Raw genomic sequence first — 24,194 nt, 5'->3', positions numbered from 1 at the left:
GGAGGCGGGCGCCGGCGCTTGCGGCACCGACGCATCCGGCTGGGCCGGCGCCGTTTGCGGCACCGACGAACCGGCACCATTGCCCGAGCCCGGCACTTGCGGCACGGAACGGTCGGCGGGGAAGTCTTGCATGACGCCCGAATCCACCGCACCACCGCCTCCCGGGCGATTGTGGGTCAGGTAGGCCAGGCCCAGGGTGCTGGCGAAGAACACGACGGCGGCCCACTTGGTGGCGCGCGACAAGAAGTTGGCCGCGCCGGAGGCGCCGAACAGGCTACCGGCGGAACCGCTGCCGAACGCCGAACCCATGTCAGCACCCTTGCCCTGCTGCAGCAGGACCAGGACGATGATCCCCAGGGCGGACAGCACCTGGACGACCAGCAAAATGGTAAGTGTCAAAGACATTGAAGACTCCGGAAATCTCAGGCTGCGGCAATGCGCAGGAATTCTTCGGCCACCAGCGATGCGCCGCCCACCAGGGCGCCATCGATGTCGGGCATGGCAAACAGGGTGGCAGCATTGGCGGCCTTGACGCTGCCGCCGTACAGCACCCGCACCTGGCCCGCGCCCAGCCCGCGCAGGGCCACGCGGATAGCGCCATGGACTTCCTGGGCCTGTTCAGGGGTGGCGGTGCGGCCGGTACCGATGGCCCACACGGGTTCATAGGCCAGCACCATGCGTGCCAGGGCTTCGGCGCCCAGGGCCAGGACGGGCTCGAGCTGGCGCTCGATAACGCCCAGGGTGTTGCCGCCTTCGCGGTCGGCCAGCGATTCGCCCACGCACACTACCGGCGTCAGGCCAGCGGCCAGGGCCGCGGCGGCCTTGTCGGCCACGGCCTGGTCGGTTTCACCGTGCAGGGTCCGGCGCTCGGAATGGCCGGCCAGCGCCCAGCGGCAGCCGAATTCTTTCAGCATGGCGCCCGACACTTCGCCGGTGTAGGCGCCCTTGTCGTGCGCGCTGACATCTTGCGCGCCCCACGAGGCGGCGCTGCCGTCCAGGGCCGACTGGGCCTGGGCCAGGTACGGGAAAGGCACGCAGACACCGATTTCGCAGTGCGACGCCGCATCGGCCGCGCGCAGCGCTTGCAGCAGCGCGGTGTTCTCGGCCAGGCTGCCGTGCATCTTCCAGTTGCCCAGCACGAGGCGGGCGCGGTCTTCAACAGAGGTCATGGCGCAAACAAGGTTGGGTAGGCCCGGATAAAAACCGGGTCAAACCCAAGATTGTATCCTGTTTACCGGAATTTACGCTGCAGTCCTGGCGCCACTGTTACACGGTCAGGATGATTTTGCCGATGTTTTCGCCGGCTTCCATCATGGCGTGCGCCGCGGACGCCTGTTCCAGGGGGAACGTGGCGTGCACGATGGGCTTGATGCTGCCCTGTTCCAGCAACGGCCAAGCACGTTGTTGCAGCGCCTTGGCGATGGCGCCCTTGAAGGCCACCGGACGGGGGCGCAACGTGGAACCAGTGAGCGTCAGGCGGCGGCGCAGGATCTGGTTGCAGTCGACCTCGGCCTTCGCGCCGCCCAGCAGCGCAATGACCACGATGCGGCCGTCGTCGGCCAGGCATTTCATGTTGCGGTTGATGTAGTCGCCCGCCACCATGTCCAGGATGACGTTGACGCCCGCGCCGCCGGTGGCGTCGCGGACTTCCTGGACGAAGTCCTGGGTTTTGTAGTTGATGCCCTTGGCTGCGCCCAGGGCCTCGACCGCGCGGGCGCGCTCGTCGCTGCCCACCGTGGCGTACACCGTATTGCCCATGGCGCGCGCCAACTGGATGGCCGTGGTGCCGATGCCGCTGGCGCCGCCGTGCACCAGCAAGGTTTCGCCGTCTTGCAGGGCGCCGCGGTCGAACACGTTGCTCCAGACAGTGAAGTAGGTTTCGGGCAGGCCGGCCGCTTCGATGTCCGACAGGCCTTTCGGGATGGGCAGGCATTGCGCCACCGGCGCGACGCAGTATTCGGCATAGCCGCCCCCCGCCACCAGGGCGCACACTTTGTCGCCCACCGAGAAGCCGCTGCCCGCGACGTCGCCGCCGACGATTTCACCGGCCACTTCCAGGCCCGGCAGGTCGGAAGCCCCAGGGGGCGGCGCATAGTTGCCCTTGCGCTGGAAGACGTCGGGGCGGTTGATGCCGGCGGCCGACACCTTGATCAGTACTTCACCCGCGCCGGCTTCGGGCGTGGGCCGTTCCACCGGCACCAAGACCTCTGGACCGCCAGGTTGGGATATTTCTACTGCTCGCATCGTGCGCCTCCTCGTTCAAATGGATTATTATGGCGCCCTTTACGGAAGTTCCAAACCGGCCGCGCGGCGCATGCGTCCACGGCCCGGACTTTCCCGCCTGCGGTATCATCCCGCGGCAACAAAACGGAAGCGTGGCCGAGCGGTTGAAGGCACCGGTCTTGAAAACCGGCAAGGGTTTGCGCCCTTCGTGGGTTCGAATCCCACCGCTTCCGCCAACCCGCACCCATGGCGAAATTGGTAGACGCAAGGGACTTAAAATCCCTCGCCGCAAGGCGTCCCGGTTCGATTCCGGGTGGGTGCACCAGCAATCTCCGGCCGCCGCATCCCTGCTTCGCGCACTGGGCGCGCTAGCGACAATATGTTGCACGGCAAGCGTGAAAGCGGCCCGGCGCATGCGGTAACATGCTGAGGTTTAACGACTTTTTTCCTTCGCATGGACGCATATATTGAAAGCATCGGCCAGTTCATCCAGGCCAACCAGGCTTGGGCGGGGCCGATCACTTTCCTGCTGACGTTCGGCGAATCGCTGATCATCGTGGGGCTGTTCATTCCCGCCACGGCGCTGATGCTGCTGACCGGCGGGCTGATCGGCGCGGGCACGCTGTCGCCCTGGAACGTGCTGGCCTGGGGCATTGCCGGCGCCATCCTGGGCGATGCCGTGTCTTATGGCCTGGGCCGCTGGATGGGGCCGGGCCTGCTGCGCCGCTGGCCCTTCACCACGCAGCGCACCGCCGTGGCGCGCGCCAGGCTGTTTTTCTACCGCTACGGCTTTGCCTCGGTACTGATCGGCCGCTTCCTGGGCCCCATCCGCTCTACCATTCCCACGGTGGCGGGCATCATGAGCATGAACCACCTGCGCTTCCAGACGGCCAACGTGCTGTCGGCCATCGCCTGGCTGCCCCTGATGCTGGCCCCTGGCTTTCTTACGGCCCGCAGCGTGGGCGCCATGAAAGGGTCCGAACATATCGGGCTGGTGGTCGGCACGGCGGCATCGGTGCTGATCGGCGTGTGGCTGCTGGTGGCCTTCATGCGCAAGCGCCGCCAGCCCGACGGCGGCCGGCCGCAACGCCGCCACTGATCCGCCAGGCAGGGCCGCCGCATGATCTACCGCGCCCTGGCCGATACCGTTCTACTACTGCATGCCGCCTTCGTGCTGTTCGTGGCGCTGGGCGGTCTGCTGGTGCTGTGGAAGCGCTGGTTGATGCCCTGGCACCTGGCTGCCGTGGCATGGGGCGCCACGGTAGTGGGCATGGGATGGATATGCCCGCTGACGCCGCTGGAAAACGATCTGCGGCAAATGGCCGGGCAGGAAGGCTATGCCGGCGGGTTTATCGAGCATTATGTGTTCGGGCTGATTTATCCGGAAGGGTTGACGCGGGGGATCCAGATGCTGCTGGCGGGGACGCTGGTGGCGGGGAACGCGGCGGTCTACGCGCTGGTGTATGCGCGCCGGCCAGGCAAGAAAAAATTGCCTTGACGGCGCCGAGCGGAATCTATTTGCGAATGCTCACGAATGCATTGTCGCCGATGACAATAGCCTGATCATGCTTGCGCGAATACTTGACCGGCAAGGTTGCCCCTTCATGCAAGTTGATACGTGCCTGTTCCGCAAATAGCTGTGTGATCGATGTCGTGAATTTCTCGGATTTGCCGCCGTCAGCGTTGACCTCAACGTGCAGCTCGTACCAGTACCGGTCTGGCGCTTCGTCCGGACTGCCCAGCTCTCTGGCGGACAGGATGCGGGCCATGCCGCTGTCGCCACGCATTTTTACCTGGTGCGCGATGTCAGTGATCAGATAATTTCGGAACAGAAAAAGCGCATGCCCCACCAGGTATAGCGTGAACGCCAATTCCAGGCTGGGCGCCGCGGCAGGCATACGTTTGTAGACCGAAAAATACAGATACGCTGCCACCACCGCGACCCCCGCGAGCATGAAGAGCACGCCGATCGTCGAAGCAAGAAAATAGAGAAACATACTCAAGCCGCGGGTGGACTGTATCCGCGATTTCAGCCGCACAAAAGCGCCACTAATTTCTGGTCGGGCTTCAAGTACATGGCGATGGTATTCCACAGGTTCTGCAACGCGATGCACAGCCAGCGTATTACCGGTCCGCCACATGCGATGACCGTTACAGAGAACAGCGCGATTGTGGCTCCCAGCATGAACAATGTACCGGTCGTAGCCCCCAGCACGCCAGACGGCAAGTCTATCGTCAATGGAGCGATGGAATAAAGATTATGAGCAGGACGATTCTTTATAAGAATGTTGGTGGTAGGCAGTTTCATGCAACTTAACATGTCGTTCTTCGACACGCCGGTGAGGTACGGACCTATCCCGGTGCTTCTACCGCTATGCATGCTTCCCCATAAACACATGATGATCTCCTAGAAGTTAGGCACTCCAAAGCTCCGCATCGAACAACTCATCATCTTTCTCGATTGCGCCAAGCCTGGTCTTGATTGAATCCGTATCGGTCAATACCCGGTGGAATTTGGTACTGCCCAGGACGACATCATCCAAGCCGCACTTGTGCAGCCTGGCATAAGAAAAATCCGCAAATCGCAGATCGGCGCCCATGAACGCGGACTCATCGAACGATGCCTTGTGAAGCGCCGCCATCGTCAGGCTGGCCGAGGTGAAACTCGACCGAGCCACCAAGGCTCCATTCCAAAGACCTTGATCCAATGCAGCTCGACTGAATACCGAATCCTGGATTTCGCTATTGACGAACAAAGTGTTGCGCGCATCGGCATCCAGGAAGCTGACCCGGGTTATCTTGCTATCGCTGAAATTGCACATCGACAAATTGCATTCGGAAAAATCGATATCCTCAAGCTCCGCCTCGTTGAATTGAGAGCCAGACAGATTCTGGCCCGAGAAACTGTGCTTACCGAATATGCAGCCCGAAAACGCGACATCCCGCATAACGGCCTGCTCGAAATCCACCTGGCGCAAATCCAGTTTGTAGAAGATCGATTCCGAAAGGATCGAATGACTGAAATCAGCTCCTTCCAGCTTCGTCTCAAGGAAATTGGAATCAGTGAGATCCAGATTGCGCAACACGATTTTCCGCGCATCGCAATCTGTCAGGTCAAACTTCTTCACGCCGCAATCATCGAAAACTGTACGTTGCAGGTTGGAGTTGGATAACTCGGCTTCCTGCATGGCGCACTTCTCCAACCGCGATCCGGACAGATCGCAGGACTGGAATCGTGATTTCGAGAAATCGGCCCCAACTGCCCGCATGCCGCTGAATTTGCATTCGACGAAAATGCAGTCGTTGAATTTCGAGTTCTCGATAAAGACAAGGGAAAAATCAACCTTGTTGAACATCATGCCGCTCAGGGAATCGCCCTTGAACGACTCACCAACGAGACTGACCCCCTGGATGAGCTCCAGGGAATCGACCTTGCTCAGGACATACTCTTTGGTCATGGCCGCAGCGCGCCCGTTCGATTCACTCCCTCACGAAATGGAGCCAATCTGGTGCGATGCACGTAGGCGTTGTCGGTACGTGTCGAACTATCCAGTAAGGTTTCGCTCATATCGGCACGGAAGAAATTGCAGCCGGACAGATTTGCTCCGATAAAGCTCGATTTCTGGAAAATACCGTGCATGAGATTGCTACCGGACAGATCCGCCATGTCGAAATTGACGCGTACACACATGGACTGTGGCACGCGTATATTTTGAAGACGGCATTTCTGGAAGTTTGCCAATGACAGGTCGCATTGTTCGAACACCGTACCGGACAAATCGACGCTCTTGAACACTACTTCTCGGAACATGCTGTGAATATAATGGTTATCGGTCAGCACCGAATCGTGGAACGACACATCTTCGGAAAATGTCGATTTCCCGAACTTGCAGCCGGTAATCTCCACCCGGGTAAACGATGTATTCGTGCATATAGCACTCGCAATGGAGGCATTCCGGATGGCTACTTCCTCAATAACCGAGTCATCGAAAGTGACTTTCTCCAGCATGCCTCCCTGGATCTCGCATTGCTTGAGCGTGGAAAAACTGAACGTGATCTTCTCGAGCTTCATATCAGTGAGTTCGCAATTGATGAACTCGGCCTTCTTGAAGTCGAATCTCTTCCAGTGGCCTCTTTCGAGCCGACAATCATGAAACGTGGTTTTTGTCTCGCATATCAGAGACTGCATTTCCACGTCGCATAGCGAGGCATTGTTGAACACCGCCTCGCTGATATTGCAGTCGCGCAAAGTGGCGCGATCCAGATTGGTTCGGTGGAAAGTTCCTCGAGCCAGCACCGTTTGATCGAAAATTGCGCCTGACAGATTGGTGTCCGAAAAATCCACATTCTCGAGCCACGCGCCGGAAAAATCAGCTTCCGAAAGATCCATGCCGGAAAGATCGGCGCCTGTAAGATCCATTTTTGCCAGGTTCTTACCCAGGCGATATTTCTTCAGGATGCGATTTCTGAGTTCTATCGCCCTGTGCTCGCCAACCCGTGGGGCGCCTTGCTGATAATGGACAGAATACAGGTACAGCTTTCCGAACGACCTACGGGTGAAGTCCGCTGTCTGCCCTAATGTGGCCGCTTCCTGAGGCGACTCTTTCAGCATCTCACGCAGAGACCTGCGCTCACGGGCCGACTGGATCACCTGCCGGAGCGAGTCCAGCTTCGGCGGCCCGCTGACGGGGATCTTCTTGACGTCGCCCGGCTGCGCATTGAAGTCCAAATCACGGTAAAGCTCTTTAAGCACCTGCTGTCGGCGAGTGAGCGGTTTGTCGTCGGTAGCCGCCTCGGCCAATACATCCTGCCGTGTACGCTCATGCTCTTCCAGGGCGTCGGCAGTCATTTTCTCGCCTTCCTCAAAAAGGGTAGGCAAATCCGCCAACGTCATCGGCCTGATGGGCCCGACGAACTCTCCATCTGGAAAACCGCGCCGCTCGTCAATCATTGAAGTGAGTTTGGACAACATCGCGTGCTGGTCCAAAGCCATGCCTTCAATCCAGGGCGCCAGCATCCCTGCAGGCATCAGTTCTTCATCTTTCAGGACATGGAAAGCCGCCTTTTCGGTGTTTGTCCGAGTCTTGAAAACATCCTCGTAATGGACGATTGGCCGGGGCGCGTCGGCACCTTCCATCGCAGCCATGATAGCCATCACATCGAAGGCATCATCTTCCTGTATGGCGATCTGGCCGTGAAACAGCAGGATATAGCTTGCCCGGTGGGGAAGGAACCATACCGTGGTTGGCCGCATCGGCACTTCGTCCAGCAGTACATCGGCGTGACGCCGCCGGATAAAACACCTGGCTTTCACTTGCGGCAACTGCCCGGACCAGCAATGCATGTCTGGATGCATGTTCCATATTTCGAAGGACTCATCCAGCGAGAGTGCCTCCTTGTTCTTCCATATTTGGTCTTCTGCGGCGGCATTGAAGACCGAGGGTTGCATGTCATCAAAAAAGCCCGTGCCGACGTTTTGCACCCAGGTTTCATCGCAACTACCCATCTTTTCCAGGCGCTGCGGCCAATCGATACGGATCTGTCCAAAATTGAATGGCTCGACCCGCTGGCGTTTTGCATGAACTCGGTCGATGGGCGATTCCAGGTTGGGCAGGCGAACCGCCCTGATACCGGCCACCTCGATCTCGTCTATACCGGTTCCCAATGGATTCGCCGCAAAGCCGGTACCCCCAAATGAGTTGTCCCACGTGAGGGGTTTGCTTTCAAATGGCTGGGGCGCCGTGATCACATCGCCGTTCCAATAGCGATCGCCGAATACGATGCCCTCTTTCTTTTTATCACCGACCTGGACGCTGACCATGCACTTGGTTTTGTCTTCCTGATGCGCGGTATAGGCATGGCCGCTCAACAGGAATTCCGGATGCGGCTTCGGCATGACGTAGTCGATCATCTCGTCGCAATCCAACTCCGGCAGGATGTCATGCATCAGCGTGTGCTCGGGCAATATGCTGGGCTTATCCCCATCATGCTTGATCAAGGCCGCAATCGTCACCGCCAGGTATTTCCCGTTGCGCCACCGGTACGGCCTGGGCATCACCATCAGGCGCAGTGGTTTTATTATCTTCATGATTCAGCTCAATGGAACTTCGTATTGCTTCGCGAATGAATCCCGACTACCGTCTTGTGCTTGGTCTTGTCCGTATCGGTATCGGACTGATTCATCTTCGTTGTTCCCAAGGGGCTGATATAGAAGTCCCAGGCAAATATGGTCTCTTTGTACACCGCCAGCGAAATTATCTTGTAGTCATAGCGGGTATATGACGCTCCGGACACGCCGACACTAATTCCGGTTGTCATTTCCGGGTCTACCGCTTCCATCGTGTAACCCTTCTGGTATATACCGAAGGAAAAGTCGGAGTCGCTTACATCGCTCTTTGCGTCAGCAATGTAGTTCTTGCAATAGACGTGAAGCTGGCCTGTCGTGGTCTGGATGAAATTGTTGACTATTTTCCAGTTGGTGCTGGAGGCAACGGTCTTGTCCTCGGTCTTGAGATAAGTTTCCATTACCAGGCCCTGTACCAGGGCCTGCAGATAGCCGAATATCTCAATACCTGGATTGCCTACCGGATTGTTCGCCGCAGCCACCGCCGCCGCGGCTGCCGCTCCCGCGTAGGCTGCCATCTGTGGAGACATGCCCTGGCTGATCGCCTTGCCCGCTTCAGCTTCCGCCAGGCTACGGTCTGCGCCTGCCGCCTCGGCCGCGTCACCCGCCGCGGTAATGGCCAGCATCTCCTGTTCGGCAGTGCTCAGATTTTCCTGGCCGGCGGCGACTCGTGCCTTGGCATCGTTACCCGCCACCCGCGGATCGGCCACACTGGTTCCAACCAGCCCCTGCGCCAGGTACGACAAATCCATCCTGGGGTTTTCCGCCAGTTTGGTAGCGGCGGCTTCGACGGCAGATGTCGTCACGCTGTCAACGCCGTATTTTTCCAGGATAGGTGTTATGTTGCTGACGATATTGGCCTGCTCGAAAGTCAATCCCGCAATTTCCTGAACCGCCTTCTCGGCGTTGGAACCAGGTATGACATTGAACGGTGTAGACATGGGTTTCCCGGCGATCCTGTTTACTTGATAAACGTCGTGTTGGAACTGAACCGTTCGCGCACCATGTCGTAGGCTTCAATTATCGTGACCCGATTGTCGCGCTCTTTGGGTACCCCTTTGCTGAACGTGACCATGTCCGAGTCGAAACCGGCGATATAAATCCGCAACCCTGAAACCGATCCCGAGAACCCGCCTATCGCACGTTGTTCGACACCCCGTTGCTTGCTCCAGACATATCCCGAGAGCGTCACGGGGCTCCAGGAAAAATAACTGCCTCGGTAATAGCCGAAGGCTGCACCAGGGTGGGCACGCACCCAAGCCGTGCGGTTTGATGTTTTTATGTCCTCACAATAGATCCCGAGGGTATTGTTTGCCATGTCGTACTTGGTGCCATTCAAATGCGTATGAACAGCGGTATCCGCGACGTCAAGGGTTTCCGTCGAGTTGAAAATATAGGTGGCCTCTCCGTGCACCAGCATGCTCAAGTGGCCAAAAATCGAGAATGAACCCACGCCGGGCATAGCCTGCGCCAGCACGGAGGCTACGGCCGCCGCGGCCGCCACATCGGGAGAAGCGCCTTGGTCTATGTACTGGTTCACGGCTTCCTGCAAGGCCTGCGAAGACTGCGTATCGGTCACTCCCCAATCCTGCAGAACCCCATTCGCCTCATTGAAGGCAATAGATTTCTTCTGCTCATCGGTCAATTGGCCAGCATCGGCACCCAACCCGTCCAAGTGCGCGTTCACGCGGTCTTTGGCAAGATTGCTGGCCAAGGCAGGGTCAGCCAAAGTCGCGCCGACCACGTTCTCGGCGATCATCGAAGCGCGGGCTGGATCTTGCTCGACCAGCACAGAGGCGGTACGGCTGGCGGCGGCGGCAGTGACGGGATCGCCTCCATACTGGACGATTTTCTGCTTGATGGCCTGTTCCAATGCGGCCGGGGTGAGATTGCTGCCCTGCGTCTGAATATAGTGATTGATTTCGTCGACGGCCTGCGCGGCGTTCGAACCCGGCAACACGTTGGGGATATTCTTATAGGGGTCAGTCATTCAGTCACCTAATCGACAGGGCTAGGGCAAATGCATTGCCGACCCGCTAGAAAAAAATGAGCATCACGGAAGCAAGGAGAAACATGGAGTTAGATGTGCGCGACATCGACTTCGTGTTCTCGTACGTGGCAGCCTTGATGCCATCGCGGCCAAAACCACGCGTATTCATCCACACCGCGGCCCCCACTTTCAACGGAGCAATATGGAGATTCACGGTAGGCACGACAGATCCTGACGCACCGAACAAGGAATAATGCCGGACGGTCGTTGTCGTGGTTGTCGAAAGGCCCAAGCTCACGCTCAGCCATTTTCGATACGACTCCTTGCTGGTTTGCACACGGTTGATCTCTTTTTCCAGCGGCTCGATCACGATCTCGTCAGCGGTCAAGCGCACATTTTTCGCGTTGATCGTGACATCCCCTTTGTGCACGTAGGTTGTCTTATCAAGCGTAGTCTTGATCTGTGAATTCTTAAAATCCAGCTTCACATAATCGTGAACCGTGACCTTGAGGTTGCCATGGATATCAAGCCCCGTTGGCAATACCGTACCGCCGGAAACCGCGTTGGCAACAGCCAATTGTGCCTGCGGAACTAGCCCCGGTGGCGCATTCACGGCTTGCAGGCTCTTGGTAAGATCCTCGACCGTTGCCCTTTGATCGCCAGGATCTACGCCAGTGTAGTTTTGCAACTCTTCCGGCGTGGGAGCTCCATCATTATCGGGCGACCGGCTGTCCAGCAATTGCTGGCCTTGCGTCTGTACATCCGGCCGCTGTGCGACCACGTCCTGGTGTGCCTGGGCTGCAGAGGCGGCGGCGGCAGTGTCGGGATCCGCTCCGCGGCCGTAAAGATCCCGGGCACGATCCGCGGCCTCATTGGCCAGCGTCGTATTGCCATCCGCACCCGCTTGTGCCTGCTCGGCCACGATATCGGCAATCTGCTCTGGGGTCGCGTCAGGCCCCAAAGCTTCGATTTCTTCGTTGACGCTATCTTTGACGTCTTTGATCAGATCCGGCTCTGGCATTCAATTCTCCCCGATCAAATCCGCCACCTCAGCCCACATTACCGAATATGGTTTTCTTGAAATCACCAATCTGCACTGATCCATATGTACCGGCCAGGAAATGGCCTGCTGCGCCGATTTCCGTCAGCGCCATTGCCCCGATCTGGGTATTCGTCAATGTGCCAGTGGTTGAGGTCAGGACATTGCCGGTTGTGTTCCTGGTCACGGTTCCCTGAATGGTTTCGGAAACCGCCTTCATCTCCATGGTGGTCAATCCACCGATTTTGACACTGGTCGTATCGCAGATCTCCACGCCCAGTGTTTTCGCCTTGATGCTGTAGTGCCCACCGACTCCGACTGTATAGTTGCAGCCGATAGAGTGACTATGGTCATTCACCACCTCATCGCACATATCCTTCTGCGCGCGCATGTGCACCAGCTCGCAGCCCAGCGCGTCCTCGAAGATCATCTTGTTGCACATCGACGGGTCGCCGTACACCGACTGGCTGCGGAACCCGCTTTGCGTGGCGCTGCCCGGCAGCTCCACCGGCGGCATGTTGTTGGCGTTGTACACCCGCCCCAGCACCAGCGGGCGATCCGGACACCCGCCTATGAAGTCCACCACCACCTCGTCGTTGATGCGCGGCAGCTGCAGCCCGCCGAAGCCGCCGCCCGCCCACGGACTGGATACCCGCACCCAGCATGAACTGCTTTCGTTCTTCTGCCCGTAGCGGTCCCAGTGGAACTGGATCTTGATGCGGCCGTACTTGTCCGTCCAGATCTCCTTGCCCGCCGGGCCCACCACCCGCGCGGTCTGCGGACCGTGCGTGCGGGGAATCGGCGTGACCCGGGGCGCCCGGTACTGCACGCTGGACGGCAACGCCGAGAACGACGCCTCGTAGAATTCTTCCGAACCGCTGTTGGTCGAATACCCGCCCACGCTCATGCGGTAGTTCACCGACACCACCAGGTATTCGCGGTTCTCGGCCTTGCGCGGGTGGTTGCGCAGCGTGAACAAGTGGCCGGCCGCCAAGCCGCGCGCGTTGCTCAGGCCCAGGTCTTGTTCCTGGATGCTTTGCAGTTCTTCCAACCGCACGCGCGCGTACTGCTCGCCGTGCTGCGCTTCCTGGAAGCCGCCCTGCCACTCGAACATCTCCAGGTTGCCCGGCTCGGAACCACCCGCCCGCTTGGACATCGCGTCCAGGCTGGCGCCCGGCTTGGTGAAGTCGTAGTCCACCGTGGCGTAGCCGTCGGGCGTGACCTGCGCCGAAATCTCCCACATGGAAATGTATTCTTCCTGCGGCGTCGATACGCGGTCCGGCCCGTAGTACGGAATCGATTCGTAGCCCGGCACCGGTGCGTGCGAACCGATGTCGTCGGTCATGACCAGGGTGTGCTGGTCTTTGTCGTGCTTGAAGTAATAGTAGATGCCCTCGTGTTCCATCAGCCGGCTGATGAACGCAAAGTCCGTTTCCTGGTACTGCACGCAGTATTCCCAGGAACGATAGCTGCCGGTCAGTTTGGCCTCGAACGGGTAGCCGTATTCGCCCAGCACTTCCTTGATGATGTCCGGTACCGTCTTCTGCTGGAAGATCTTGTTGTCCGACGTTTGCGTCAGGTACCACAGCCAGGGCCGCACCGTGGCCTTGTACACGTAATTGCGCGATGTGCTGCTTTCGCGGCCCACCATCACGCAGCGCACAATCTGCCCGCTGAGATACCGCGGCGCCGACGTGGTGGCTATTTCCAGGGTCAGCGGCTTGCCCAGCAGCTGCTTCAGATCCAGGTTGAAATTATTGGCCAGCAGCTCGACTTCGAACTCGAACAGCTGCGACAAGCCTTCGTGGCCCGTCATCTGCTTGAACGTCAGGCTGTTTTCCAGGGGAGTATGCGCAATGATGGGGCGAGACTGAACAAAGCTTGGAATATCCACAACCACTCTCCCGGACTGACTCTTTACGGTTGGTGCAGGGCACGCCTGCCTATGTTCATGCGAATGTCATGCTGCCTGGGTACACTTCGCCGATTAGGGATTACCCGGGCAAGCTACTTGAAGAAAAAATTGCCCTCAAGGCGGTTTTCCCTAATAGATGCAACAAATCTATAACTGTCCGGAATAGCAGCTATCTCGCGGTCAAAGCGTGCCTTGCTGCCGTGCGGCATGCGGGCCCCGCACAGATGGGACGTCGGCAATTTATTGTTACCAGAAACCGGGGTCATGTTCCTGCTACAGTGTCGGCCTGCCCTGGTTTATGCCCGGCGCCCCAGGCGCCGCCATCGTGTCCGACCCCGAATTTTCCCCCTCGCCGTTTGTCGTGCTGGATGCCTGCGTGCTGATGTCGGGCATTGTGCGCCGGCTGATGCTGCGCCTGGCGGCCGACGGGGTATACCAGCCCGTATGGAGCGAGCGCATCGGCGACGAATGGCGGCGCAATGCCGCCCGCTTGTGGGATATCCCGCGGGACGTGCTGGAAGAACAATGGGCGGAAATGAACCTGCACTTTCCGCTGGCGGCAGAGGCCGACACGCAGGTATACGAAACCGGATTGCGTTATAGCGACCCCAAGGATTTTCACGTGATCGCGGCCGGGCTGGCGCGGCGGGCGCGTTGCGGCCTGCAATTGCCGCCCAGGGTGCTGGTGGCCACCTGGAACCTGAAAGATTTCAATCGCTCGGAATTGCGGCGCCAGGGGCTGGACGCGCTGAATCCCGACCGCCTGCTGTCGTTGTGGTGGCAGGAAGGCGCCGAACGGCTGCGCCCGGCGCTGCGGGGCGTGCCGGACGACTACATTGCCTTGGGCCGCGATGCCGAGCCGCTGGCGGCCACGCTGCATCGGGAACGCCTGTACCGGCTGAAGGCCCTGGTGGAACGCGACGGGCTGGACAGCCCGCCCATGGGTGCCGACACCCTTCAGTGATCGTGGTTGCTGGCCGCGAAGCCCGCGGCGTTCAGGACGTCGATGACTTCCTGGATGTGCTCGGGGCCGCGCGTCTGCAGGACGAAATCCACTTCGACGTTGCGCACGGGCAGCGCGGTGAAGGCTCGCTGGTGGTGCACTTCGGTGATATTGGCCTGCGCATCGGCGATGAGCTTGGTGGCGTGCGCCAAGGCCCCGGGCAGGTCGCGCAGGTCGACACGGATGCGCGCCAGGCGCCCGGCGCGCACCATGCCGCGCTCGATCAGTTCGCCCAGCATCAGCGGGTCGATATTGCCGCCGGTCAGCACCAGGGCCACCCGCTTGCCCCGGAAGCGGCCGTGGCCGGCCGCTTGGTCGTGCAGCAAGGCGGCCAGGCCCGCCGCCCCGGCGCCTTCGACCACGGTTTTCTCGATTTCCAGCAGTACCACGATGGCGTGCTCGATATCGCTTTCGCTGACCAGTTCGATGCGGTCGACCAGCCGGCGCACGATTTCCTGGGTGATGATGCCCGGCGACTTGACGGCGATGCCTTCCGCAATGGTGTAGTGCCCCGGGTTCATGGGCACGCCCCGCATGGCGGCGTACATGGACGGAAAGCGTTCGGTCTGCACGCCCACGATCTCGATGCCGGGCTTGATGGCGCGCGCCGCGGTGGCAATGCCGCCGATCAGGCCGCCCCCACCGATGGCAATGACCATGGTGTCCAGGTCGGGCTGGTCTTCCAGCATTTCCAGGGCCAGCGTGCCCTGCCCGGCGATCACCGCGGCATCATCGTACGGGTGGATCATGACCAGGCCGCGCTCGCGGGCCAGGGTGTAGCCATGGGCCTGCGCGTCGTCGAAGGTATCGCCATGCAGGACCACGTCGGCGCCAAAGCGGCGAGTGTTGGCCACCTTGACGGTAGGCGTGAAGCGCGGCATGACGATAACCGCCGGCACGCCCATGCGCTGCGCATGGTAGGCCACGCCCTGGGCATGGTTACCGGCCGACACCGCAATGACCCCCCTGGAGCGCTCTTCGGCGGTGAGTTCCAGCATGCGGTTGAGCGCGCCGCGCTCTTTGAACGAGGCAGTGAACTGCAGGTTCTCGAACTTCAGCCAGACTTCGGCGTCCAGGATATCGGACAAGGTGCGCGAATGCGTGAACGGCGTCTTGTGCACCTGGCCCTGCAAACGGGCACGGGCGGCTTGGATGGCGGCAAGATCGATCACGGTTGGGCCCTGTAGTAAACGCTATCGCACCGGCAGGAAATTGAAGAACAGCAGGCCTTGCGCATAGTTGATGCCGACCCGCCGGGCATTTTCGCCCAGCAGATTGGCGATGAGGTCGAGCCGGCCGATGATGGCGCCGAACTCGCGTTCGAAGCTGAGGTTGGCGCCCGTAGCCGTGATTTCATTGGCCAGCAACAGCGGCGCGCCAGCGGAATCACGGCGCGTGGCCAGCAGCCAGGCAGCCGCCTCGACATTGCGCGCGGCATTGTAGATACGCTGGCCGTCCAGCACATCGGACAAATACATGCGCGTCTTGTCATTATGAGCCGCGATCAGGGTATCGGCCAAGCCGTAGATGAACGCGGCGACCCGGTCGCGCTGGTAAGCGGGATCGAGCGACACGGCCAGGATCTGGATGTCGCGCAGGCCCTGCAGGCCGGGCGGCGGCTTGCGGCTTTCCACCATGGCGCGCACCCGGGCCACCGCGGCGGGCTGGTCCGCCACGCCGGCCTTGCGCCATTCGCGGGGGTTGCGGCGGTAAAGTTTGTCCAGCAAGACGTACAGGCTGGCCAGGTTATCGCGGATTTCCAGGGTGACCGTGCGGTTGAAATCGGTTTGCGCGAACTGGTCCATGGACATGTCTTCGCTGCGCGGGCCGATCGCCACTGACTGGTTGGCCATGCAGCCCGCCAGCAGCGCCAGCGCACAGCCAAGCATGGCAAGGGCGGCCAGCCTTGCCGGGGTCATGCGCGGGGGATTCCTGTGCCGGTCAATGAGTTCTCCGTTGCCGTGGCGCCGCGATGCGCGGGCGCGTCCAGGAATTTACCGTAGATTGATGTAAAAACGGCACCTTGCGGTGCCGTTTTTGCCTTAAGAAACGTAAAGCTTATTCAGCTTGCGGTTCCGATTGCGGCGCGGCTTCGGCAGCACCGCCCTGCTGCTGCTCGATACCGCCGATGGCCTTGATGGACAGGCGCAGGCGGCCCTTGTCGTCGGCCTCGATGACCTTGACGCGGACTTGCTGGCCGACCTTCAGCACATCGTTGATGTTGGCGATGCGGTAGTTGGCGATTTCCGAGATGTGCAGCAGGCCGTCGCGGCCCGGCAGCACTTGCACGATGGCGCCGAAGTCCAGCAGGCGCAGCACCGAGCCGTCGTACACCTGGCCCACTTCGACATCGGCCGTCAGTTCGACGATGCGGCGCTGGGCTTCTTTCGCCTGGACCTCGTCGACGCTGGCGATGACGATGGTGCCGTCATCGGAGATGTCGATCTGGGTGCCGGTTTCTTCGGTCAGGGCGCGGATGGTGGCGCCGCCCTTGCCGATGACGTCGCGGATTTTCTCGGGATTGATCTTGATGGTGAGCATGCGCGGCGCGAAAGCCGACAACTCGCCACGCGAACCTTCCAGCGCGTCGCGCATCTTGCCCAGGATATGCAGGCGGCCTTCGCGGGCCTGGGCCAGCGCCACTTGCATGATTTCCTTGGTGATGCCCTGGATCTTGATGTCCATTTGCAGCGCGGTAATGCCGTTCTGCGTGCCGGCCACCTTGAAGTCCATGTCGCCCAGGTGATCTTCATCGCCCAGGATGTCGGTCAGGACGGCGAACTTGCCTTCGTCCAGGATCAGGCCCATGGCCACGCCGGCCACGTGATCCTGCAGGGGCACGCCGGCGTCCATCATGGCCAGCGAGCCGCCGCACACCGACGCCATGGACGAAGAACCGTTGGATTCGGTAATTTCCGACACCAGGCGAATGGTGTATTGGAAGTCTTCGTGGGCGGGCAGCAGCGACACCAGGGCGCGCTTGGCCAGGCGGCCGTGGCCGATTTCGCGGCGCTTGGGCACGCCGATACGGCCGGTTTCGCCGGTGGCGAAAGGCGGCATGTTGTAGTGCAGCATGAAGCGGTCGCGGTATTCACCCATGAGCGCGTCGATGATCTGCTCGTCTTGCTTGGTGCCCAGCGTGGCCACGACCAACGCCTGGGTTTCGCCACGCGTGAACAGCGCGCTGCCGTGCGCGCGGGGCAGCACGCCCAGGCGCACTTCGATGGGACGCACGGTGCGGGTGTCGCGGCCGTCGATGCGGGGTTCGCCGTTCAGGATCTGGCCGCGCACGATGCGGGCTTCCAGGTCGAACAGGATGTTGTCCACGGTGACGGCGTCGGGCGCGCCCTGGCCGGCGGCGGCGGCCTGCTCGGCGAGCTGGGCGTGGGCGTTGGCGTAGACGTCGCGCAGTTGCGTAGTGCGGGCCTGCTTCTGGCGCACCTGGTAGGCAGCCACCAGGCCTTCTTGCGCCGAGGCCGTCACGGCGGCGATCAGGGCTTCGTTCTTGGGCTCGGGCTGCCAGTCCCATTCGGGCTTGCCGGCTTCGCGCACCAGTTCGTGGATGGCGTTGATGGCGGCCTGCATTTGCTCGTGGCCGTACACCACGCCGCCCAGCATGATGTCTTCGGACAGTTGCTTGGCTTCGGATTCGACCATCAGCACGGCGTTTTCAGTGCCGGCCACCACCAGGTCCATTTGCGACGACTTCAGCTGCGAGGCCGTGGGATTCAGCAGGTACTGGCCGTCGACGTAGCCGATGCGGGCGGCGCCGATGGGGCCGTTGAACGGAATGCCCGAGATGGCCAGCGCGGCCGAGGCGCCGATCATGGCGGGGATGTCGGGATCGATTTCAGGGTTCACCGACACGGTGTGCAGCACGACCTGCACTTCGTTGTAGAAACCTTCCGGGAACAGCGGACGCAGCGGACGGTCGATGAGCCGCGAGGTCAGGGTTTCTTTTTCGGACGGCTTGCCTTCACGCTTGAAGAACCCGCCGGGGATGCGGCCCGCGGCATAGGTTTTTTCGATGTAGTCGACGGTAAGGGGGAAGAACGTCTGGCCGGGCTTGGCCTTCTTGGCGGCCACGACAGTGGCCAGCACAACGGTGTCGTCCACCGATACCAGCACGGCACCGGAGGCTTGGCGAGCAATCTCGCCCGTTTCCAGCACGACCGTGTGTTGGCCGTATTGGAACGATTTGGTCACTTTATTGAACATGACGAGGATTCCTTACAAATGAAAAACCGTGGCCGACGCGACAAAGGTCGCACCGGCCACGGTTGCGTCATGGGGAGCCTGCCCCGTCGATCACTTGCGCAGACCGAGTTTTTCGATCAGTGCGCGGTACGAATCGGGATTGCGGCCCTTGAGATAGTCGAGCAGCTTGCGGCGACGGCTGACCATGCGCAGCAGACCGCGACGCGAGTGGTGGTCCTTCATGTGGGCCTTGAAGTGACCGGTCAGTTCGTTGATGCGAGCGGTGAGCAGAGCCACCTGGACTTCGGGGGAACCAGTATCGCCCTGGGCGCGTTGGAATTGCGAGACGATATCGGCTTTTTTAATGTCGGCTACGGACATGGAATGACCTCTTCGGACTTGCGGCAGGGCCGAGGCGCCCTGCCGTGGTTTCAAAAAAACGGCAAACTACCGTAATGCTTTCGTTCAATGCCAATTTGCCCGGCCATGCAATGCCGGGCAAATCAGACGAAGGATTATAGCCGATTCGCTAGAATTAACCCATCGGGCCTGATCGCCCGCCCGGTTGGCCCGCTCCAGCCCGGCCAACGCTACCGGAGAACCGGCATGTTTTGTAACATTTATCGCCTGGCCGGCCGCGCCGCCGCCGTGGCGGCCGTGGGCGCCCTGGCGGCCTGCGTCAACCCGGCCAAGCTGCCGCCCGATTCCCCCCTGGCCGATGTGTCCGCCCAAATTGGCCAGCCCAATTTCAGTTGCCCCATGGCCGGCGGCGGCCAGCGGGTCATCTGGACGCAGCAGCCCTACGGCCAGTTTGCCTGGGGCGCCCATGTGGGTCCCGACGGACGGGTCGACCAGGTGGTGCCGGTGCTGACGGACGCCAATTTCAAGCGGCTGGCCACGGGCACCTGGACAGCCGAGCAAGTGCGCTGCGAGTTCGGGCCGCCGGCCGATATTTCCCAGGTGGGCCTGCCCAGCGTGCGCGAAGTGGTGTGGTCGTACCGCTACAAGCAGTCGGGCGTGTGGAATTCGCTGATGTACGTATACCTGGGCCGCGAAGGCGACCGGGTCACCCGCTTTCACCCCGGGCCCGACCCGATGTACGACGAGGACTGGCGCTGGCGGTAATACCGGCAACCGCGCGGCGCGGAGCGGCGCGGAAGCAATGCTATTCCGTGTGCGACCGGCCGTGCTGGCGGCGAGTGCGCGCCCGGTTCCAGCGCCAGGCCATCACCACCCAGCCCGACAAGCCGTACAGCACGAACAGGCCGAACAGCACCACCGGGGGGTCGCTGGACACGAACACGAACACGGCCACCACCAGCAGAATGCCCCAGAAGGGCACGCTGCGGCCCAGGGCAAAGCTTTTGCCGCTGAAGAACGACGCGTTGGACACCATGGACACGCCCGCGTACATGGTCAGGCCGAAAGCCACCCAGGCCATGACGTTGTCGTGGATAGGCAATTTGTTGTCGATGGCCAGCCACACGAAGCCCGCCACCAGCGCGGCCGCGGCCGGGCTGGGCAGCCCCTGGAAGTAACGCTTGTCGACCACGCCTATGTTCGTGTTGAAACGCGCCAGGCGCAGCGCCGCGCCCGCCACGTAGACGAACGCCGCCAGCCAGCCCCAGCGGCCCAGGTCGTTGAGTATCCATTCATACATGACCAGCGCCGGCGCCACGCCGAAGGAAGTCATGTCGGACAGCGAGTCGTACTGTTCGCCGAAGGCCGACTGCGTGTTGGTGAGGCGGGCCACCCGGCCGTCCATGCCGTCGAGCACCAACGCCACGAAAATGGCGATGGCGGCGACTTCGAAACGGTCGTTCATGGCCTGCACCACGGCATAGAAGCCCGCGAACAGCGCCGCGGTGGTGAAGGCATTGGGCAGCAGGTAGATGCTGCGATGGCGATTCTCGGAATCGCGCATGGAGAAATTGGGCATAGTCACAGAAAGTGGCGGCGTATAACTGAAAGGTTAACCCATCCGGGACGGCTTGCGGCCCCGCACGCCCCCATAAAAAAAGCATCCCACCAAGGGATGCCTTGACACCAGGCGCCTGACACCGCTGTACACCACGACAATCTCGGTTGGACGGTGTCCGGCACCCTGGCGGGAGCCGGACACCTGGCGATGCCCACGAACACCCTAACGTAGCGCCATGAGTGCCAGACACCTGGCATGCATGGTGCTTCGGGGGTGGCCCTAGTTCTTGGATTTATCCACCAGCTTGTTGGCGGCGATCCAGGGCATCATGGCGCGCAGCTTGCCGCCCACCTGCTCGATCTGCGATTCGGCGTTGATGCGGCGGCGCGAAGTCAGCGTGGGAGCGCCCGCGGCGTTTTCCAGGATGAACTTCTTGGCGTATTCGCCGGTCTGGATGGCCACCAGCGCTTCGCGCATGGCCTGGCGCGTTTGTTCGGTGACGATCTTGGGGCCGGTCTCGTATTCGCCGAATTCGGCGTTGTTCGAGATCGAGTAGTTCATGTTGGCGATGCCGCCTTCGTAGATCAGGTCGACGATCAGCTTCAGTTCGTGCAGGCACTCGAAGTAGGCCATTTCGGGCGCGTAGCCGGCTTCCACCAGGGTATCGAAGCCGGCCTTGATCAGTTCGACAGTGCCGCCGCACAGCACGGCCTGTTCGCCGAACAGGTCGGTTTCGGTTTCTTCGCGGAAGTTGGTTTCGATGATACCGGCACGGCCGCCGCCGTTGGCGCTGGCGTACGACAGGGCCACGTCGCGGGCCGAACCGGACTTGTCCTGGTAGACGGCCACCAGGTGGGGCACGCCGCCGCCCTGCGAGTAGGTGGAACGCACGGTGTGGCCAGGTGCCTTGGGGGCGATCATGATGACGTCGATGTCATCGCGCGGCACGACCTGGCCGTAGTGCACGTTGAAGCCATGGGCGAAGGCCAGCGCGGCGCCGGCCTTGATGTTGCCATGCACCTCGTTGCGGTACACGGCGGCGATGTTTTCGTCGGGCAGCAGCATCATGACGACGTCGGCGGCCTTCACGGCCTCGCCCACTTCCTTGACTTCCAGGCCGGCATTGGCGGCCTTGTTCCAGGAAGCGCCATCCTTGCGCAGGCCCACCACCACTTTCACGCCCGACTCGTGCAGGTTCAGTGCGTGGGCATGGCCTTGCGAGCCGTAGCCGATGATGGCAACGGTCTTGCCTTTGACGAGGGAGAGGTCGCAGTCTTTGTCGTAGAAAACTTTCATGTCAGTTGCTCCGGAATTATTGGATTCGGGTTGATTCTGGGATAGATATCAGGGTGTAGCCGGCCAGGGCCGTCAGATTTTCAGGATCCGTTCGCCGCGTCCGATGCCGGACACGCCAGTACGCACGGTTTCCAGGATGGCGCTGCGGTCCAGGGCGTCGATGAACGCCTGCACCTTCTCCTGCACGCCGGTGAGCTCGATGGTGTAGGACTTGTCGGTAACATCGATGATGCGGCCGCGGAAGATGTCCGCCATGCGCTTCATTTCCTCGCGTTCCTTGCCCACGGCCCGCACCTTGATCAGCATGAGCTCGCGCTCGATGTGCGCGCCTTCGGTCAGGTCCACCACCTTCACCACGTCCACCAGGCGGTTCAGGTGCTTGGTGATCTGCTCGATGACCTCGTCCGAACCCACCGTGACGACGGTAAGGCGGGACAAGGTGGCGTCTTCGGTGGGCGCCACGGTCAGGGTTTCGATGTTGTAGCCGCGCGCCGAAAACAGCCCCACCACGCGCGACAGCGCGCCGGGTTCGTTTTCCATGAGCACGGAAATCACATGTTTCATGGTCGCCTCCTTACAGGTCTTCAGAGCCGAGCAGCATCTCGGTCAGCCCGCGGCCGGCCTTCACCATGGGCCACACGTTCTCGGTGCGGTCGGTGATGAAGTCCAGGAAGACCAGGCGATCCTTGTGCTTCTTGAATGCTTCGCGCAGCGCCGGCTCGACGTCGGCCGGGCGCTCGATGCGCAGCCCGACGTGGCCGTAGGCTTCCGCCACCTTGACGAAATCGGGCAGCGAATCCATGTACGACTCAGAATAGCGCGAACCGTAGTCGATCTGCTGCCACTGCCGCACCATGCCCAGGAACCGGTTATTCAGGCAGATGATCTTGGGCGTCAGGTGGTACTGGTGGCAGGTGGACAGTTCCTGGATGTTCATCTGGATGGACGCTTCGCCGGTGATGACGGCGATATCCGCGCCCGGATTGGCCATTTGCACGCCCATGGCGTACGGCAGGCCCACACCCATGGTGCCCAGGCCGCCGGAATTGATCCAGCGGCGCGGCTTGTCGAACTTGTAGTACTGCGCGGCCCACATCTGGTGCTGGCCCACGTCGGACGTGACGAAGGCGTCGCCGCCGGTCACTTCCCAGAGTTTTTCCACCACGTACTGCGGCTTGATGACTTCATCGGAATTGGCGTACTTCAGGCATTCCTTGCCGCGCCAGGTTTCGATCTGCTGCCACCATTTGTCCAGCGGCGCCGGCTTGGCGTCGGCGCGCGCCAGGTCGAACTGGGCGCTGAGGTCGGCCAAGACGTCTTTCACATTGCCCACGATGGGCACGTCGACCCGCACGCGCTTGGAGATGGACGAGGGATCGATGTCGATGTGGATGATTTTGCGGGCGTTCTGCGCGAAATGGCGCGGATTGCCGATGACGCGGTCGTCGAAGCGCGCGCCCACCGCCAGCAGCACGTCGCAGTGCTGCATGGCCATGTTGGCCTCGTAGGTGCCGTGCATGCCCGGCATGCCGACGAACTGGCGGTCGGTGCCCGGCAGGCCGCCCAGGCCCATCAGGGTGTTGGTGCAAGGCGCGCCCAGTTGCCCGGCCAGATGCCGCAATTCGGCCGCGGCATCGGACAGGATGACCCCGCCGCCGGCGTAGATCATGGGCCGTTCGGCCGCCAGCAGCATCTGCACGGCCTTCTTGATCTGCCCCTGGTGCCCCTTGTTGACCGGCGCGTACGAACGCATGGCGATCTCGCCCTTGGGTGCCACGTACTTGCAGGGCTGCAGGGTGATGTCTTTGGGGATATCCACCAGCACGGGGCCGGGCCGGCCGGTGCGGGCAATGTAGAAAGCCCGCCGCATGGTTTCGGCCAGGTCTTTGACGTCGCGCACCAGGAAGTTGTGCTTGACGCAAGGCCGGGTGATGCCCACCGTATCGCATTCCTGGAACGCGTCTTCGCCAATGGCCGCAGTGGGCACCTGCCCGCTGATGATGACCATGGGAATCGAGTCCATGTAGGCCGTGGCGATGCCGGTGACGGCATTGGTGACGCCAGGGCCGCTGGTGACGATGCACACGCCCACTTTTTGTGACGCGCGCGAATAGGCATCGGCGGCGTGCACGGCGGCTTGCTCGTGGCGCACCAGGATATGCTGGAATTTGTCTTGCTTGAAAATCGCGTCGTAGATGTACAGCACCGCGCCGCCGGGGTAGCCGAAAACGTGTTCCACGCCTTCATCGGCCAGGCAGCGCACGACGATATCGGCGCCTATGGTTTCCATGTTGTATTCCTTTCAGTACCGGCCCTGTTTTCCTGACCGTTGCCTGCCCGGATACGACGGCAACTGAACCCGGACCGGTACCGGCAGCATGATCTGGCGCTTTGAGATTCACGGAACCTCGCCACCCGGACACCCTGCCGACCCGGCACGCGTTCGTCGGGAACGCAGCGCAAACGCCCCTGGGGGACGCTGGAGG

Annotated in this window: 23 protein-coding genes and 2 tRNA genes; 6 read left to right on the top strand and 19 right to left on the bottom strand. The window is 61.3% G+C overall.

Annotation, left to right across the window (positions count from 1 at the left end):
* From secG to LPZ50_RS00655, 3 genes are all read right to left on the bottom strand, one after another.
* Window positions 1–405 (bottom strand): preprotein translocase subunit SecG (gene secG, locus LPZ50_RS00665; protein WP_230656445.1); only part of this gene is annotated, 405 nt, incomplete at its 3' end.
* 17 nt (window positions 406–422) lie between these two features.
* Window positions 423–1,169 (bottom strand): triose-phosphate isomerase, encoded by a 747-nt coding sequence (gene tpiA / locus LPZ50_RS00660; protein WP_230656442.1) that lies wholly within the window; start codon window positions 1,167–1,169, stop codon window positions 423–425.
* A 97-nt stretch (window positions 1,170–1,266) separates the two neighbouring features.
* The gene (locus LPZ50_RS00655) at window positions 1,267–2,244 is read right to left on the bottom strand and encodes an NAD(P)H-quinone oxidoreductase (protein WP_230656439.1); all 978 of its coding nucleotides are present in this window, start codon (window positions 2,242–2,244) and stop codon (window positions 1,267–1,269) included.
* Window positions 2,245–2,369: 125 nt separating this feature from the next.
* Between LPZ50_RS00655 and LPZ50_RS00650 the strand changes: the two genes are divergently transcribed.
* The 4 genes from LPZ50_RS00650 to LPZ50_RS00635 all read left to right on the top strand — a co-directional run bounded on the left by LPZ50_RS00650 (window position 2,370) and on the right by LPZ50_RS00635 (window position 3,721).
* A tRNA-Ser gene (locus LPZ50_RS00650) sits at window positions 2,370–2,459 on the top strand.
* 4 nt (window positions 2,460–2,463) lie between these two features.
* Window positions 2,464–2,548, top strand: a tRNA-Leu gene (locus LPZ50_RS00645).
* Window positions 2,549–2,677: 129 nt separating this feature from the next.
* The gene (locus LPZ50_RS00640) at window positions 2,678–3,322 is read left to right on the top strand and encodes a DedA family protein (protein WP_230656435.1); all 645 of its coding nucleotides are present in this window, start codon (window positions 2,678–2,680) and stop codon (window positions 3,320–3,322) included.
* A 21-nt stretch (window positions 3,323–3,343) separates the two neighbouring features.
* Complete coding sequence (locus LPZ50_RS00635; protein ID WP_230656433.1) at window positions 3,344–3,721, top strand: DUF2784 domain-containing protein; 378 nt, start codon at window positions 3,344–3,346, stop codon at window positions 3,719–3,721.
* A gap of 16 nt (window positions 3,722–3,737) precedes the next feature.
* Here the strand turns inward: LPZ50_RS00635 and LPZ50_RS00630 are convergent, their stop codons facing one another.
* From LPZ50_RS00630 to LPZ50_RS00595, 8 genes are all read right to left on the bottom strand, one after another.
* Window positions 3,738–4,262 carry a hypothetical protein gene (locus LPZ50_RS00630; RefSeq protein ID WP_230656430.1) on the bottom strand — a complete coding sequence of 175 codons (525 nt, stop codon included), beginning with the start codon at window positions 4,260–4,262 and terminating at the stop codon, window positions 3,738–3,740.
* Window positions 4,253–4,531, bottom strand: a complete 279-nt coding sequence (locus LPZ50_RS00625) for a hypothetical protein (protein ID WP_230656427.1) — start codon at window positions 4,529–4,531, stop codon at window positions 4,253–4,255. Before LPZ50_RS00625 ends, LPZ50_RS00630 begins: the two co-directional genes overlap by 10 nt.
* 106 nt (window positions 4,532–4,637) lie before the next feature.
* Window positions 4,638–5,681: a pentapeptide repeat-containing protein gene (locus LPZ50_RS00620; protein ID WP_230656425.1), complete on the bottom strand. Its 1,044-nt coding sequence runs from the start codon at window positions 5,679–5,681 to the stop codon at window positions 4,638–4,640.
* On the bottom strand, window positions 5,678–8,311 hold the full coding sequence (locus LPZ50_RS00615) for a DUF2169 family type VI secretion system accessory protein (protein ID WP_230656422.1): 2,634 nt from the start codon (window positions 8,309–8,311) through the stop codon (window positions 5,678–5,680). The genes LPZ50_RS00620 and LPZ50_RS00615 overlap by 4 nt, the downstream gene beginning before the upstream one ends.
* A gap of 8 nt (window positions 8,312–8,319) precedes the next feature.
* Entirely contained in the window at window positions 8,320–9,288 is a 969-nt protein-coding gene (locus tag LPZ50_RS00610; protein WP_230656419.1) for a hypothetical protein, read from the bottom strand.
* A gap of 20 nt (window positions 9,289–9,308) precedes the next feature.
* Window positions 9,309–10,337 (bottom strand): hypothetical protein, encoded by a 1,029-nt coding sequence (locus LPZ50_RS00605; RefSeq protein ID WP_230656416.1) that lies wholly within the window; start codon window positions 10,335–10,337, stop codon window positions 9,309–9,311.
* A gap of 46 nt (window positions 10,338–10,383) precedes the next feature.
* Window positions 10,384–11,358 carry a hypothetical protein gene (locus LPZ50_RS00600; RefSeq protein WP_230656413.1) on the bottom strand — a complete coding sequence of 325 codons (975 nt, stop codon included), beginning with the start codon at window positions 11,356–11,358 and terminating at the stop codon, window positions 10,384–10,386.
* A gap of 28 nt (window positions 11,359–11,386) precedes the next feature.
* Window positions 11,387–13,270, bottom strand: coding sequence for a type VI secretion system Vgr family protein (locus LPZ50_RS00595; protein WP_230656410.1), 1,884 nt, complete (start codon window positions 13,268–13,270; stop codon window positions 11,387–11,389).
* 403 nt (window positions 13,271–13,673) lie between these two features.
* Between LPZ50_RS00595 and LPZ50_RS00590 the strand changes: the two genes are divergently transcribed.
* On the top strand, window positions 13,674–14,255 hold the full coding sequence (locus LPZ50_RS00590; RefSeq protein ID WP_230656456.1) for a PIN domain-containing protein: 582 nt from the start codon (window positions 13,674–13,676) through the stop codon (window positions 14,253–14,255).
* Here the strand turns inward: LPZ50_RS00590 and LPZ50_RS00585 are convergent.
* The 4 genes from LPZ50_RS00585 to rpsO form a co-directional block, all read right to left on the bottom strand.
* Window positions 14,249–15,466 (bottom strand): threonine ammonia-lyase, encoded by a 1,218-nt coding sequence (locus LPZ50_RS00585; RefSeq protein ID WP_230656407.1) that lies wholly within the window; start codon window positions 15,464–15,466, stop codon window positions 14,249–14,251. The two genes, LPZ50_RS00590 and LPZ50_RS00585, sit on opposite strands and share 7 nt — an antisense overlap.
* Before the next feature lie 21 nt (window positions 15,467–15,487).
* On the bottom strand, window positions 15,488–16,213 hold the full coding sequence (locus LPZ50_RS00580; RefSeq protein WP_230656404.1) for a hypothetical protein: 726 nt from the start codon (window positions 16,211–16,213) through the stop codon (window positions 15,488–15,490).
* 139 nt (window positions 16,214–16,352) lie between these two features.
* Window positions 16,353–18,512 carry a polyribonucleotide nucleotidyltransferase gene (pnp, locus tag LPZ50_RS00575; RefSeq protein ID WP_230656400.1) on the bottom strand — a complete coding sequence of 720 codons (2,160 nt, stop codon included), beginning with the start codon at window positions 18,510–18,512 and terminating at the stop codon, window positions 16,353–16,355.
* Between the two features lie 90 nt (window positions 18,513–18,602).
* Window positions 18,603–18,872 (bottom strand): 30S ribosomal protein S15, encoded by a 270-nt coding sequence (gene rpsO, locus LPZ50_RS00570; RefSeq protein ID WP_230656397.1) that lies wholly within the window; start codon window positions 18,870–18,872, stop codon window positions 18,603–18,605.
* A gap of 225 nt (window positions 18,873–19,097) precedes the next feature.
* On the opposite strand from rpsO, the gene LPZ50_RS00565 reads away from it, so the two are divergent.
* Entirely contained in the window at window positions 19,098–19,616 is a 519-nt protein-coding gene (locus LPZ50_RS00565; protein ID WP_230656394.1) for a hypothetical protein, read from the top strand.
* Window positions 19,617–19,656: 40 nt separating this feature from the next.
* Here LPZ50_RS00565 and pssA read toward each other — a convergent pair whose 3' ends face one another.
* The 4 genes from pssA to LPZ50_RS00545 all read right to left on the bottom strand — a co-directional run bounded on the left by pssA (window position 19,657) and on the right by LPZ50_RS00545 (window position 23,998).
* Window positions 19,657–20,430, bottom strand: coding sequence for a CDP-diacylglycerol--serine O-phosphatidyltransferase (gene pssA / locus LPZ50_RS00560; protein ID WP_230656454.1), 774 nt, complete (start codon window positions 20,428–20,430; stop codon window positions 19,657–19,659).
* Window positions 20,431–20,691: 261 nt separating this feature from the next.
* Window positions 20,692–21,708 (bottom strand): ketol-acid reductoisomerase, encoded by a 1,017-nt coding sequence (gene ilvC, locus LPZ50_RS00555; protein ID WP_230656391.1) that lies wholly within the window; start codon window positions 21,706–21,708, stop codon window positions 20,692–20,694.
* A 72-nt stretch (window positions 21,709–21,780) separates the two neighbouring features.
* A complete protein-coding gene (ilvN, locus tag LPZ50_RS00550) occupies window positions 21,781–22,272 on the bottom strand; it encodes an acetolactate synthase small subunit (protein ID WP_218367574.1) in 492 nt (163 codons plus the stop codon).
* 10 nt (window positions 22,273–22,282) lie between these two features.
* Window positions 22,283–23,998, bottom strand: a complete 1,716-nt coding sequence (locus tag LPZ50_RS00545; RefSeq protein WP_230656388.1) for an acetolactate synthase 3 catalytic subunit — start codon at window positions 23,996–23,998, stop codon at window positions 22,283–22,285.
* Window positions 23,999–24,194: the final 196 nt, after the last annotated feature.

It is taken from the genome of Bordetella petrii (genome assembly GCF_020991325.1).
Taxonomy (GTDB): Bacteria; Pseudomonadota; Gammaproteobacteria; order Burkholderiales; family Burkholderiaceae_B; genus Bordetella_A; species Bordetella_A petrii_E.
This window is presented reverse-complemented; position numbering and strand designations above follow the sequence as displayed.

Bases quoted from the DNA above. Each gene is read 5' to 3' on its own strand.
- tpiA (WP_230656442.1), bottom strand. From the start codon at position 1,169: ATGACCTCTGTTGAAGACCGCGCCCGCCTCGTGCTGGGCAACTGGAAG.
- LPZ50_RS00655 (WP_230656439.1), bottom strand. From the start codon at position 2,244: ATGCGAGCAGTAGAAATATCCCAACCTGGCGGTCCAGAGGTCTTGGTG.
- LPZ50_RS00640 (WP_230656435.1), top strand. From the start codon at position 2,678: ATGGACGCATATATTGAAAGCATCGGCCAGTTCATCCAGGCCAACCAG.
- LPZ50_RS00635 (WP_230656433.1), top strand. From the start codon at position 3,344: ATGATCTACCGCGCCCTGGCCGATACCGTTCTACTACTGCATGCCGCC.
- LPZ50_RS00625 (WP_230656427.1), bottom strand. From the start codon at position 4,531: ATGAAACTGCCTACCACCAACATTCTTATAAAGAATCGTCCTGCTCAT.
- LPZ50_RS00620 (WP_230656425.1), bottom strand. From the start codon at position 5,681: ATGACCAAAGAGTATGTCCTGAGCAAGGTCGATTCCCTGGAGCTCATC.
- LPZ50_RS00615 (WP_230656422.1), bottom strand. From the start codon at position 8,311: ATGAAGATAATAAAACCACTGCGCCTGATGGTGATGCCCAGGCCGTAC.
- LPZ50_RS00610 (WP_230656419.1), bottom strand. From the start codon at position 9,288: ATGTCTACACCGTTCAATGTCATACCTGGTTCCAACGCCGAGAAGGCG.
- LPZ50_RS00605 (WP_230656416.1), bottom strand. From the start codon at position 10,337: ATGACTGACCCCTATAAGAATATCCCCAACGTGTTGCCGGGTTCGAAC.
- LPZ50_RS00600 (WP_230656413.1), bottom strand. From the start codon at position 11,358: ATGCCAGAGCCGGATCTGATCAAAGACGTCAAAGATAGCGTCAACGAA.
- LPZ50_RS00590 (WP_230656456.1), top strand. From the start codon at position 13,674: ATGTCGGGCATTGTGCGCCGGCTGATGCTGCGCCTGGCGGCCGACGGG.
- LPZ50_RS00580 (WP_230656404.1), bottom strand. From the start codon at position 16,213: ATGACCCCGGCAAGGCTGGCCGCCCTTGCCATGCTTGGCTGTGCGCTG.
- pnp (WP_230656400.1), bottom strand. From the start codon at position 18,512: ATGTTCAATAAAGTGACCAAATCGTTCCAATACGGCCAACACACGGTC.
- rpsO (WP_230656397.1), bottom strand. From the start codon at position 18,872: ATGTCCGTAGCCGACATTAAAAAAGCCGATATCGTCTCGCAATTCCAA.
- LPZ50_RS00565 (WP_230656394.1), top strand. From the start codon at position 19,098: ATGTTTTGTAACATTTATCGCCTGGCCGGCCGCGCCGCCGCCGTGGCG.
- pssA (WP_230656454.1), bottom strand. From the start codon at position 20,430: ATGCCCAATTTCTCCATGCGCGATTCCGAGAATCGCCATCGCAGCATC.
- ilvC (WP_230656391.1), bottom strand. From the start codon at position 21,708: ATGAAAGTTTTCTACGACAAAGACTGCGACCTCTCCCTCGTCAAAGGC.
- ilvN (WP_218367574.1), bottom strand. From the start codon at position 22,272: ATGAAACATGTGATTTCCGTGCTCATGGAAAACGAACCCGGCGCGCTG.
- LPZ50_RS00545 (WP_230656388.1), bottom strand. From the start codon at position 23,998: ATGGAAACCATAGGCGCCGATATCGTCGTGCGCTGCCTGGCCGATGAA.